At 43.0% G+C, this 13,057-nt stretch carries 11 protein-coding genes; 5 read left to right on the forward strand and 6 right to left on the reverse strand.

Translation table 11 applies throughout. From position 1 onward, the window contains the following. The first annotated feature begins 9 nt into the window (after positions 1 to 9). Positions 10 to 1,161: a serine hydrolase domain-containing protein gene (locus WG943_RS20410; RefSeq protein WP_340411813.1), complete on the forward strand. Its 1,152-nt coding sequence runs from the start codon at positions 10 to 12 to the stop codon at positions 1,159 to 1,161. Between the two features lie 15 nt (positions 1,162 to 1,176). After that, positions 1,177 to 1,950, forward strand: coding sequence for a TSUP family transporter (locus WG943_RS20415; protein WP_340411815.1), 774 nt, complete (start codon positions 1,177 to 1,179; stop codon positions 1,948 to 1,950). A 54-nt stretch (positions 1,951 to 2,004) separates the two neighbouring features. On the opposite strand, the gene WG943_RS20420 is transcribed toward WG943_RS20415, so the two are convergent. Beyond that, positions 2,005 to 3,546: a SulP family inorganic anion transporter gene (locus WG943_RS20420; RefSeq protein WP_340411817.1), complete on the reverse strand. Its 1,542-nt coding sequence runs from the start codon at positions 3,544 to 3,546 to the stop codon at positions 2,005 to 2,007. A 466-nt stretch (positions 3,547 to 4,012) separates the two neighbouring features. On the opposite strand from WG943_RS20420, the gene WG943_RS20425 reads away from it, so the two are divergent. From WG943_RS20425 to WG943_RS20435, 3 genes are all read left to right on the forward strand, one after another. Continuing rightward, the gene (locus WG943_RS20425; RefSeq protein WP_340411818.1) at positions 4,013 to 4,891 is read left to right on the forward strand and encodes a YicC/YloC family endoribonuclease; all 879 of its coding nucleotides are present in this window, start codon (positions 4,013 to 4,015) and stop codon (positions 4,889 to 4,891) included. 487 nt (positions 4,892 to 5,378) lie between these two features. Further along, entirely contained in the window at positions 5,379 to 6,182 is an 804-nt protein-coding gene (locus WG943_RS20430; RefSeq protein ID WP_340411819.1) for a M57 family metalloprotease, read from the forward strand. 337 nt (positions 6,183 to 6,519) lie between these two features. Then, positions 6,520 to 7,323: a M57 family metalloprotease gene (locus WG943_RS20435; protein ID WP_340411820.1), complete on the forward strand. Its 804-nt coding sequence runs from the start codon at positions 6,520 to 6,522 to the stop codon at positions 7,321 to 7,323. A gap of 295 nt (positions 7,324 to 7,618) precedes the next feature. Here WG943_RS20435 and WG943_RS20440 read toward each other — a convergent pair whose 3' ends face one another. From WG943_RS20440 to gcvH, 5 genes are all read right to left on the reverse strand, one after another. Further along, positions 7,619 to 10,204: a S8 family peptidase gene (locus WG943_RS20440; protein ID WP_340411822.1), complete on the reverse strand. Its 2,586-nt coding sequence runs from the start codon at positions 10,202 to 10,204 to the stop codon at positions 7,619 to 7,621. 255 nt (positions 10,205 to 10,459) lie between these two features. Continuing rightward, positions 10,460 to 11,743: a M28 family metallopeptidase gene (locus tag WG943_RS20445; protein ID WP_340411824.1), complete on the reverse strand. Its 1,284-nt coding sequence runs from the start codon at positions 11,741 to 11,743 to the stop codon at positions 10,460 to 10,462. A 39-nt stretch (positions 11,744 to 11,782) separates the two neighbouring features. Then, entirely contained in the window at positions 11,783 to 12,130 is a 348-nt protein-coding gene (locus tag WG943_RS20450) for a hypothetical protein (RefSeq protein WP_340411825.1), read from the reverse strand. A gap of 123 nt (positions 12,131 to 12,253) precedes the next feature. Beyond that, positions 12,254 to 12,580, reverse strand: a complete 327-nt coding sequence (locus WG943_RS20455) for a VanZ family protein (protein WP_340411826.1) — start codon at positions 12,578 to 12,580, stop codon at positions 12,254 to 12,256. Positions 12,581 to 12,652: 72 nt separating this feature from the next. Beyond that, positions 12,653 to 13,033: a glycine cleavage system protein GcvH gene (gene gcvH / locus WG943_RS20460; RefSeq protein ID WP_340411828.1), complete on the reverse strand. Its 381-nt coding sequence runs from the start codon at positions 13,031 to 13,033 to the stop codon at positions 12,653 to 12,655. Positions 13,034 to 13,057: the final 24 nt, after the last annotated feature.

The raw sequence follows: 13,057 nt of genomic DNA on the forward strand, positions 1-13,057 counted from the left end.
CATCGTTGCATGAATAGAAAAACAAAGCGCTTCGGCCTAGGCGCTATACTTTTGTTAGTCTTAGGTGTATCCTGGATACACATGGCAGATAAAAATTACCTGTATAAGGCAGTTGTTTACAACTTTGCTGATATAGACGATCATGATATATTTGACCAGCGTGAAATAGATGCACCCCGAAGATCACAGCCTTGGCCGCTAGCTAGTAAATACAACAAAGTAAGCCTCCCCGACGAACTTGTGCAGCTGCACCTGGACATTGAATCTGTTGCTTTTCTGCTTATCCACAACGACTCTATACTTTATGAACAATATTGGGGCGGATATTCTAGTGAGTCTAAGAGCAACTCTTTTTCAATGGCTAAAAGTATAGTCAGCACGCTGGTAGGCGTCGCTATTAAAGAAGTCCATATTAGAAGCGTAGAGCAACCAGTAGCCGATTTCCTGCCTGAGTTCAGAGAAGCCAATAAAGCAAAAATCAGAATAAAACATTTACTATGGATGAGTTCTGGTCTTAACTGGGATGAATCGTACAGCAGCCCGCTTTCTGTTACAACAGAGGCTTACTATGGAACAGACTTAGAGAAAGTAATCAGCGGACTTAAGGCTGTAGAGGCACCGGGCAAAAAATTTAGTTACAAAAGCGGCGACACGCAGGTGCTGGGGCTTGTGCTAGAGGCTGCTACTGGTAAAAGTCTTAGTAAATTGGTTGAAGAAAAACTCTGGAAGCCCTTGGGAGCTGAGGAAGACGCGGAGTGGAGCCTGGACAGGCGCGGAGGTGTAGAGAAAGCCTACTGCTGCTTTTACTCCAATGCCCGCGACTTTGCACGTATTGGCAAGCTTTACCTGCACAATGGCATCTGGAACGGCGATACTATTGTGCCTCCTGCTTATGTTAAATCCTCTCTCACGCCAAATGGTTTAATTGATGCCAACGATAACGAGAAGGTAAACTTCTATGGCTATCAGTGGTGGCTTATCCCAGATTATAAAGGGCAGGATGTGTTTTATGCCCGTGGTATACTAGGGCAGTATATCATTGTTATTCCGGAGAAGGACATCATAATGGTACGCCTGGGTAAAGAAAGGGCTGGCCGTGTGGGCAAGCACCCTGGAGAAGTATTGGCCATGATCGACGCTGCCAATAAACTGGTGCCATAGCGAGGCTTAGTTCAAATGGATTACCTGCTTATCTGTGCCACTGCATTTCTGGCTTCCGGGTTAACTTTCTTTTCTGGCTTTGGTTTAGGTACGCTTCTGGTTCCTGTTTTTGCCCTTTTCTTTCCAATAGATGTGGCTATAGCGCTTACTGCCGTAGTACATTTCCTTAATAACCTCTTTAAGCTGACACTGGTAGGCCGGCATGCCCAACTAACTGTAGTGCTTAAATTTGGGTTACCCTCTGTGGTGGCTGCTTTTGCAGGGGCTGGTTTGTTGGCGCTTATATCGGAGTGGCAGCCGTTGGCAAGTTATACTTTGGGTGTAAAGGAATTCTATGTTACGCCAGTAAAGCTAATTGTGGCACTCCTGATGATTGGCTTTGCGCTGTTTGATCTGCTGCCGCGTCTAGCTAAACTATCTTTCGATCCGAAGTATCTGCCGTTCGGCGGTTTGCTCAGTGGCTTCTTTGGGGGGCTTTCAGGTAACCAAGGCGCATTACGCAGCGCCTTTCTAATTAAGCTTGGCCTGAGTAAAGAGGCTTTTATAGCAACCGGTGTGGTTATTGCCTGCCTGATAGATGCTACACGTATAAGCGTGTATGCTAAACTTATCTTTTCACCGGAGCAAAGTATAAATTATATGTTACTGGCTGCCGCTACAGCCTCGGCATTTGCAGGTGCGCTTCTAGGAATCAGGCTTTTGAAGAAAGTAACTATACAGGCGCTGCAGGTTATAGTAGCCATTATGCTTATACTTGTTGCTTTGGGACTGGCATCCGGCCTTATTTAAAATGAAAGAGGCCATACTTTGCAGTACAGCCTCCTTTATTTTATACTTTTATACTTATGCCAGCTTATCTGTAACGACAGCGTAATTAGGGTCTTCTACAATATTTACATCAATCACTTTGTCAGCGTTCTTAAGTAGAACCAGGCAGTCTGGGCTAAGGTGTTTTAGATGTAATGTTTTGCCAGCTTTAGCATAGCGTTCGGTTAGCTTGTTAAGAGCATCTATACCAGACATATCCACTACTCTGCTCTCCTTGAAATCAATGATAACCTCATTAGGATCGTTTAATACATCAAATTTTTCTGTAAACACAGCCACTGAGCCAAAGAACAATGGGCCGTACAGTTCGTAATGCTTCACACCGTTGGCATCAGTATACTTTCTGGCTCTGATGCGTTTAGCACTTTCCCAGGCAAAGACTAAGGCCGCAATAATTACACCTATTAGTACAGCAAGCGCCAGGTTATGTAACCAGATTGTGATAGCGGCAACCAGAATTCCTACAAACACATCATGTTTTGGCATTTTGTTGATGATCCTAAAGCTGATCCATTCAAAAGTGCCAACAGCTACCATTATCATAACACCAACTAAGGCTGCCATAGGCACTAGTTCTATAATTGGTGCTCCAACAAGTATAATAACCAGAATAGTAACCGCTGCTACAATGCCGGCCAAACGAGCCCGTGCCCCAGCAGAAAGATTAACCAGTGTTTGAGCTATCATGGCACAGCCACCCATCCCAAAGAAGAAACCGTTTAATAGGTTGGCGCTGCCTTGTGCTATACTTTCTCTGTTGCCATGTCCGCGGGTGCCTGTAATTTCATCTACTAAATTAAGGGTAAGTAAACTCTCTGTAAGGCCAACACCAGCCATGATCAAAGCATAAGGGAAAATTACCTGTAGCATCTCAAGGGTTAATGGTACTTCCGGAACATGGAAGGGAGGGAGGCCGCCGCTTACAGCCGCAATGTCTTTAACCATCTTGGTATCTATATCAAAACCAAGCACAATACAGAACACTACGATAATGGCAACCAGAGAGGGAGGTACTGCTTTTGTTAGACGGGGCAGCAGTACAATAATGGCAATAGTTAAGGCAACCAGACCAGCCATAATGTACAAGGCACTACCAGATAACCACGAAGACTCTCCGTTAACAACCGTTTTAAACTGCTCTATCTGCGACATGAATATAATTACCGCAAGGCCGTTTACAAACCCATACATAACTGGCTGCGGCACCAACCTGATAAACTTGCCAAGTTTAAACACGCCAACAATAATTTGTAAAACACCAGCTAAGGCTACGGCTGCAAATACATACTCCAGGCCATGAGACTGCATAAGGGCAATAAGCACAACAGCAGTTGCTCCCGCACCACCCGATATCATACCCGGTCTGCCGCCAAATATAGCAGTAACCAGGCCCATGATAAAGGCAGCATACAAACCAACCAAAGGCGGGAAACCAGCAATAATGGCAAATGAAAGGGATTCTGGGATCATGGTCATGGCAACAGTAAGTCCGGCCAAAACCTCAATTTTATAATCGACTTTCTTACTAAAGTCGAATAGACGTAATAAAGGCTGCATCTATAAAAATGAAAATAATGTAGAATAAGAAAACAGTGCCAAGTGCATGGCTGTGGCTACATGTTTGTTTTATAACCATGTAAGGATAGGCATGCACAAGCTCTCTCTAACACCTTGTTATAGGCATTAGAGAACTACAGGTTTTAATTGGCAGGAACTCACGGTGGAGTTTGTGTAATAAATGGTGTAGCTTTTCTCATTGTGGGTGCAAAAGTACGATTTCTAAATTGCAAGCTCAAGTTATTCTTTTCGTTGCTAATGCCGGGCACATTGTGCAGCATCTGCAATGTCTACACTGCAGCTAAATTTCGGTAAAAATTGCTGTACTAGATTTAGTGCAAAAAATGGAGTTGAACTATATAAACCCGCACATAAAAGGCAGGCTTTTAGCAGGTCAGGTGTTGCCAGCAACGCAAAAGTGAATAATTATACTTAATTTGCCAAAGTATCATTTTTTAGAAAGATTATGTTGCAGTCCATGACAGGTTTCGGCAGTGCCCGACTTGATTCTGACCAGTATACTATTTCCGTTGAAATTAGGTCTCTTAACTCTAAAGGGATGGACCTGAGCGTGCGTACACCACGTTACCTAGGCGATAAGGAGTACGAGATTCGAAACATGCTTACCAAAGCGTTGGTGAGAGGTAAAGTGTCTGTTTGCATTGATTACACAAAAAACAAATCGCAGAAGGCAAAGAATAACATTAACCGCGACCTGCTGCAGGTGTATTACAATGAGCTAAGCCAGGCAGCAGATGCCGTAGGCGCCTCTAAGCAAGACCTGTTCCGGTTAGCATTACACATGCCGGAAGTGCTGCAGCAGGACCAGGACGAAGAAAGTGGCGACGCGGATTGGAGCATTGTGCAGCCGTTGTTGGAAGATGCACTTAAAAATATAAATACCTTTCGAGCCGATGAGGGCAAAGCACTTACTGCTGAGATTATGTCTTACATCGATAGGATCCGGATTCTTTTGGCTGAGATCGAAAAGCATGATCCGGTACGTATGGAGAACATCCGCAATAGGATAAAGGGGCACCTAACAGAAATATCAAACTCTGAAAGCTTCGACAAAAACCGCTTTGAGCAGGAAATGATATACTTTATGGAGAAACTAGATATTGCCGAGGAAAAGGTAAGATTAGTTAACCACCTGCATTATTTCACTGAAACAGTTTACCTGCCAGAGCCAACCGGTAAAAAGCTTGGGTTTATTTCGCAGGAAATTGGCCGCGAAATTAATACGATCGGATCTAAAGCTAATGATGCCACCATACAGCATTATGTAGTAGAGATGAAGGAAGAACTAGAAAAGATAAAAGAGCAGATAAATAACATACTTTAAGTAGTAGCTAAATTTCAAGTGCCCCTGTAAAGCAGATGTTTTACAGGGGCTTTTTTATGTATATAGCTATTGTAATATACTGTAAATGAGTTCGAAATTAATTTTTTAGCAAAGTAAATCTGTTACCTTTTGCTGTTTTTCGAAAGCTTTTTAAGAGACTTTTATTAATTTTTGTCGCATTTTTTCTGTTGTAGCCCATTTTCTGTTCATGCAGGCTATGTTACCTTGTATTGCAATTATTCCTGTTTTTACAGGATGTTATCAAATACATTTGATATACTGAATGACTGCCTACTGCAAAATTATTTCTCGGTAAGGCTCTTTAGGGCAGTTACCGGTTTCCACCTTCCACCCTTTTTAACAGACTTAATCAGTCCGGTTTAGTTTCAGGTGCCCTTGTGTATGGTAGCCAAAACTATAGCGGGTATACAACCTTGATTTTCGTTTTTTATTAACCTATATGTCTAACTTTTAATTATTAATGTTTATGAAAGTAAATCGTTTACTTGCAGTAGCTGCAATGGCAGTTGCCTTCGGATTCACTTCTTGCCAGCAAGAAGAAGAGCAAATCACTTCTAAAGCTGAAGTATCTGAGCAAACACTAAATCAGATTTCAGCAATGGGCTTCAACAACCAAAATGTGCAGAAGGTTGATGGAGGTTATATTGTAGAAGGGGATATCTTCATGGGTGAGAAAGATCTTGAAGCAGCACATGATCACAAGGCGTTACGTGTTGGTGATGAGGAGCAATACCGCACCAATAACCTGGTAAATGTTGGCACGAGCCGCACTATCAGAGTAGCTATCACAACTAGCTTGCCGTCTTCTTATGTTACAGCGCTTGATGAGGCTATCCGTCGTTACAACGCAGAAAACCTGAGAATTAAATTCCAGCGTGTATCTTCTAACTATGAGATTTTATTCTCTAAGGCTCCAAACAACGCTTCTTATCTTGCTTCTGCAGGATTCCCATCAGGTGGTAACCCTTACAACAGTGTTGTGGTTAACTCTAACTACCTTGGCTCTAACCCAGGCACAAATTACCTGGCTACTATTTTAGCGCACGAATTAGGCCACACAATTGGTTTCCGCCACACTGACTATATGAACAGAGCTTATAGCTGTGGTGGTTCTTACTACAACGAAGGTGCTAGCACAGTAGGTGCAGTTCACATCCCTGGTACGCCAACAGGCGCTGATCCAAACTCATGGATGCTGGCTTGTATCGGAACAGGTGCTAACCGCTATTTCAACTCAAACGACAGAACAGCTCTTAACTACCTGTACTAACAAGTTAGTATGAACAAAAGCCGGTATTCCTCAGAAATAGAGGAGTACCGGCTTTTGTTTCAATACAAACAACAATAGCTGTACTCTTTAATTTTAGAATTATTTAAGGGTATAAATTCTGATATTTTGCAATTGCCATTTAGTTGCGTTTGCAATAGATATTCTTTTGCTGGCTAGTGTATTGTTAGAATAATTATAATTATTGCATTGCAATATTAGGAAGAACTAATAATTAGATATTGTTGTTTAAACGTTTAAAAAAGATTATAAATAGTTTGCATTAATGAATAATATATTACTATATTGGAATTATGTCTAACTTAAAATTTTACAAATTATGTTTGCAAAGAAATTATTATTGTTCTCTGCCGTAGTGGCAACTCTGGGTTTTTCTTCTTGCCAGCAGGAAGAGGAGATTTCTAATAAAGAAGAAGCTTCTCAGGAAGTACTTACTCAGATTAAAACTTTAGGCTTCAATAACCAAAATGTGCAGAAAGTTGAAGGTGGCTATGTAGTAGAAGGAGATATCTTCCTGTCTCAGGATGATCTTAAGACTGCTCATAACACTAAAGCACTACGTGTAGGCGAGGCTGAGCAGTACCGCACTACAAATTTAGTAGCTGTGTCAGGATCAAGATTGATTACGATCTCTATGGACTCTAGACTTCCTTCTAGCTATATAGCTGCATTAGACGAGGCTATTGCCCGCTATAATTCAGAAGGTTTGTCTATTACAATGCAGCGTGTTTCTTCAGGTGGTGACATTAACATTACTGCTGCTCCAAGATCTGCACAGTACCTGGCATCAGCTGGTTTCCCGACGTCGCAGGGTAATCCGCATAACAACATTAAAGTAGCTGAGCGTTATATTGGCAAAAATCCAAACACAGGCTGGTTTGCAACTATCTTGGCGCACGAAATCGGTCACTGCATCGGCTTCCGTCATACAGACTACATGGACAGAAGCTATAGCTGCGGTGGTGGCTATACTAACGAAGGTGCTTCTTCTGTAGGTGCAGTTCACATCCCTGGTACGCCAACTGCTGCCGATCCAAACTCATGGATGCTAGCTTGCATCGGTTCTGGCCAAAACCGTCCGTTTAACTCAAACGACAAAATTGCACTTGGTTACCTATACTAATAGCTGATAGGTAAAGTAAAATATAAGCGGCTCCTGCGAAAGCGGGAGCCGCTTTTTTTATAGTGTTTGGATTGGTAATGCTGTGCCGTAGCACTAGGGCAAGAGGGTAGGTATTGTTACGTATTAACCTTAAAAAGATGTTATGACGCTGGCTGTTTGGTAAAGGCTGTTACTTCAAAGTATACATTCACGGTATAGTAAAAGCAGATGGTATTTTTAAGAAAATTGATTGGCTAAGACTGTGCCGAGAATAAATATGTGAGCTGAAGTTTATCAGGCTAAAATTAAGAATGCTTTAAAGTATAAGTACCCTTGTAGCAATATATTTGCCCGCCTCAGATTTAACTCGAAGTATGTATAATCCTTTTACCAAGCCAGTTGTATCAAGTGTTTTTATAATACCGACTTCTTCAGAGTCATGTAATAACTTGCCCAGTTGGTCGTAAAGCTGAATATGCGCTGCATCGCCTGCTACAGCAACGTTCAGTGTTTTACCTGCCTCTATAGGATTCGGGTATACTTGTACAAATCCCTCTTTTGCATAAATTGCTTCTTCGATATCGCTGTAGTAAAACAAGCCGGTTTCTGTGGCAACTTTAATCCTGTAACGGTTGCTGCCGGGTGCAGGTGTTGGGTCGTTTAAAAGTATGGCTTGTGCAGACGTTGGCTTTACCGTTGTTACAGATTGATAAATACCATTTTGGATGCGTTCTAACGTAACCGATTGAAGTTGGTAGAGTGTGCTGAGCTCCAGGTTAAAACGCATGGTGTCCATCACGAACTGTTCTGGCAAAAAGCTTTTAACGTAACAGCCTGTGCCCTGTCGTTCAAAGGCAATGGCATCACTTGTTTCGGCCTGTATACCTTCCACTATCGGGGCAACAAGTACAAACTCTCCTAAATGCTCCAGTTGTTTTCTGCTTAGCAAGGCAAGTGTGTCTGAGGTGGTGAATAGTGGCTCTGTATAAGCTTTGTCTACGTGCAGCAGTTGGTACTCTTTTACGCCTGGTTGGGCTGGCCAGTATACCATGGTATTATCATCGCAACTGTAGCCCACTTTTAGCTTTAGCTGCCTAGTAAGTATAAATGGCGCTGACTCTATACTTCCATTTGTAGTTCTCAACCTAACCTGAGCTACCGCCACTGTATCCGGAGTAGTCCAATCAAAGTATAAATCAGAAGTGTTTATTTCTTTAATAAGTTTCCAGTCTCTGTCGTTGGATAGTTTATACTCTAGTTGCGCAGGCTCTGAGGCAACACCACCCTGCCAGCGCAGCCTGTTTAGGGCTGCAGCCTTTAAGCTTAGCCCCAACGATGGGTAAAGCCACTCTAACTCTGTTTCGTACTCATAAACGAGGCTAAATGGTTGAGCTTTGCCTTCTACTTTGTAACCTGATATAAGCAACTCGTATTCTCCGGCTTCGGGTAAATCTATGGTTACCTGCTCTATATTATTTAAGTGGTCTGGGCCGCGCCTGGCCGGTTTGGAAAGTGAGTCCGGATGAGGATAAGTACTTAGTACCCACGGTAACCAACTGGTGCCGGAGCTGCGTTGTTTTATATGTAGGTCCAGGTCGTTGATGAGGGCAGTAGCTGCATTGGGAGTTGCTTCTCTGTCGTGCCACACTAAGGTGGCTTTTAATAATCTGGCACCTTCGGGTACTTTAATAGTAAAAGATAGGTGTTCTCCTTGTGCCACAGCTGCCTCTGTAAACCGCGATTCCAGTATACTTCTCACTGCGCCAAGTGCATCCGTATTACCAAACCCAGACTCATGGTCTACTGCCTTGCGGCCAACATCATCGGCACTGTTGATTAAGGCAGCTTTTACGAGTGCAGCAGAGGGTAAATTGCCGTCAAATTGATTTTTATAAGCTTCTTGTACCAGTACTGCCACACCACTTACCACAGCCGCCGCCTCAGAGGTGCCGCCAATGCCATAAGCCATTAGCTCTGGTTTTACCCGTCCGTCGTAAGCTGGACCTTTGGAGCTAAGTGTACCTACCTTGTTACCGGGCTCAAGTGCACCTACGCTCAAGGTATTTTTAGAAGTTTTAAATTGACCCGTTAGATTCGCAAAGCCAGGCAGGTTTGCATAGTTTCCTGTTGTTTCGGCCTTGTCTCCACTATTGCCCGATGAGAAAACGTGCAGTAGTTGCGGGTTCTGGTATACTTGTTCATCGTAAGCAGCCGACTCTAGTCCATAATAATTTTCCACGCCTACACCGTAAGAATGGTTTTGTATGCCAATGCTGTTACTTAAAAGGGTATTGCTGTTATCCGGAAAAAGCTCTTTAAAATTAGAAGTGGCAAGTATAACCCTAGATGCAATGCCTTTGCCTCTCGGGCCTGAGTTACCAGCACCGCCAATAATGGTAGCCATGGTGGTAGCATGTTGGGTAAAGGCACCTGTAAAAGTTTCTGGGGCCAGTACGCGTGCTTTCAGGTCAAGGTCGTTTGGGTTAAATGCTCCCTCTTTTACCGATACCACCATCCCATCGCCAGTCAGGTTAGGATAGCGCGCCAGCAGTGCAGGAATGTTATTGGCGGAAAAATCAGTGTCTTTTAGCTCAGCTTCTTCTCTGGGAGTTCTGTTTGCCCTATCTATAAACGTTACGTGGGGGCAGTTGAGCAGCTGTTTAAGTTGTGCGCCTTTAACGCCGCTGATTAAAAGAGTATTGCCCTGAATAGCTGTAGTGCTAACATTTAACTTTTGTTCCTGTAGCCATATTTTAAAAGCAGCCTTATCTTTAACCGCTATTCTGTAATTTGCCGCAGCTTTCTTCTGCAGCGACTGATGTAGCACAGGAGCCAGTTTTGTGTCTTTTTGGCGCTGCAGTAAAGCATCTTCTTTTGCTTGGGCAAAAACTGTTAAGGGCATCAATGCAAAAAGCAAAACAGGCCAGTAGCATTTGTAACGCGTGTAAAAGTGCTGCATACGTAACTAGTAAGAAACAAAGACTTGCCCTTGGCGGGAATATCATAGTAACACTAAAGCTACTTAATTACAGCTAATAACACAATAGCTCCTGAGGGCTTTAACACAACAAAATTTAGGGATTTATACTTTGCTGCCGGTGAAAGAATTTATACATACGCTGGCTGCAGTACGTTGTATGTTTCCCGGATTTATACTTTACGGATGCTGAGCCTTAGCTTGAAGTTGTTGAGCAAAAGCTGTGATCAGTTTAAACACCTCCGGGAATTTTGTAAGCGGCAACTGATCGGCATAGTCATGGGTGTTATGGTAAGCAGGAGTACCTCCTAAAGTATAGAAAAAGAAAGCCGGTACACCTTGTTCTGAGAATGGGTAGTGGTCGGAGTTGGCTGCCTTGCCGCGGCTCCGGATCTGTGGCAGGTAACTGTGCTGCCTGTTAATAGAATCCAGTAACGCAAACTGCTGCTTATGCACCTGCCCGTTCACTACCATCATGCCTTCATCACCGGTACCCAATAAGTCTAGGTTTATCAGAAAGCTGATGTTGGCTAAAGGGAAAAGTGGATAATGCACATAAAGACTAGAGCCCATCAATCCAGCTTCTTCGGCGGCAAAGGCTATAAAAACAATACTGTATTTTGGCTTATTCTCTGGTTTGCTGTAGAATTCTGCCAACTCCAGTAACATGGCAGTACCGCTGGCATTGTCGTTTGCCCCCGGAAAATATACTTCTTTGCCCTGCCCGCCCAAATGGTCGTAGTGTGCCGTGAAAACAAGAACTGAATCGGGCCTTGTAGAGCCTTCTACATAGCCGATCACATTCTGTGTTTGGTGATTCGGGTTAAAGCTGCTTTTGATACTATACTTTATACTTTGGGCACCAGCTGGCCATGCTGTAGCCAGCACTTCCAGCACAGGAACTGGATCAGTGTGATGTGCGACAGTTGTTAAAAGGGTTTTTGGCTGCAGTACGATCTGGAGACTTGCTTGTTGAAGCTTAAGCTGGTAAGGCTGTGGCAGCTGGCTAATCAGCTTTGCATCCTGCTGGCGGTATACAATTGCTTTACCTTTTAAGCTTTCGGAAAAGAAACGGTGTACTGTGGCTGCATCTGTTAATAAAAGTGAATCTAGTATGGCTACTTTAGCTTTGCCTGTACCAGAGCCTGAAGTTGCTCGTGCTACAAAGTCTTTTCCGGGTGTCAACGCTTTGCCGTTTACCTCGAGGCGCGGAGTTTTTGTTATGTTGTTTACCGGAAAACTGAAGTGCTGGAAGTATGATTTTCCTAGCGTTTGCAGGCCCATTTGTTTGTACCTGTCCCGGATATAGGTTGCTGCTCTGGTATCACCATCAAAGATATAGCCACGGCCATGAAAGTATGGACCTGCCAGTGTATCTACTGTTTGGCGTACACGGTGCATGTTTTGTGCAGTAGCAGGTGATGCTACAAAAAGTATAAACAGGAAAGTATAAAGTAGCTTCATTTAACTATAAAGCAGGAACAGGGTTGTTCAATGTTTTTATTAAGGTTTCTTAATCTGCAGGTAATAATGTATAGTGCTATCTGGTTTTGCCACCAAAATCGGAAGATTTACTTCAGGGTTAGCTTTTACAATGGGCATACTCAATGCTAAAGCTTGGGTATTTTTTTCTTCCCCTTTAATTATACTTGATGGCCTTAACGTAGAATTTGCTTTAGGAGGCACATCTTTTAAACGTTCCATTACAGAGCCGGAGTCGTTACCTAGATACTTTAGGTTAAGTGGCTTTTTCTTGATTGGTGGCAGGTGTTTTAGTGGCTCTTGAGGTGCCTGTGCAAACCCTGCTGCTGAGAAAAGGAAAAGTATAAAAGTAAAGCTGAGTGTTTTCATAGGCGATTGCTTTATAAGGTAGTATACGAAAGATACTATTTATTGCTACTTGCTCCAAAAGAACCACAGCAAAAGTATACTTTGCCTGAGCAGGTATTTCTTAAAATAGAAGTAGAGTTTTGACTACCAGATGTATACCCACTTAAACAACACTACACCAAGTAAGCAGCCAATGGTGTTGGCGAGTACATCCAGTAAATCGCCCTGTCGCCCTTGAATAAAGAAATGCTGGGTTAGCTCCACAAATACCCCAAACAGAAAGCTGATAATTAGGCTGGCTCTGATGGCATAAAGGCGAAGCTTGATGTATGAAAACTGCTTTGTTAGCCCTACGATCATCAGGAAGGTTAGCACCCCGAACAGGAAAGCGTGGGCAAAAGAATCAAAAGAAAAAAGCTCCCATATAGAGAGCGAGGGCATAGAAGAAGAGGGCAGTAATGTCGTTAACATGATCATTACTGCCCACATGATGGTAAAAAGATTATAGCGTAGTATCAAACCTGCTCAATCTTTACTTTTTAACTACTGACCGATAACTTCGCGGTAGCCGTCTACTGTTAAAAGGCCTTCTACCTGGCTTGCATCAGCAATAGACATTTTAATGATCCAGCCTTCGCCATACGGATCAGAGTTTACCAGCTCAGGGCTGCCTTCAAGTTTTTCGTTAAACTCAAGTACTGTACCGTTTAGTGGGCTGAATAAATCAGAAACAGTTTTAACGGCCTCTACAGTACCAAATACGTCTTCCTGGTTAATGTCTTTGTCCACTGTGTCGATGTCTACATAAACAATATCGCCAAGCTCGCTCTGAGCAAAATCAGTGATGCCTACATATGCTACGTCGCCTTCAATGCGTATCCACTCGTGGTCTTTGGTATACTTTAAGTTTTCTGGTAAGTTCATTTGATATATCTGTTTAAGATTGCT

Origin of the sequence: Pontibacter sp. H249 (assembly GCF_037892465.1) — a bacterium.
Lineage (GTDB): Bacteria > Bacteroidota > Bacteroidia > Cytophagales > Hymenobacteraceae > Pontibacter.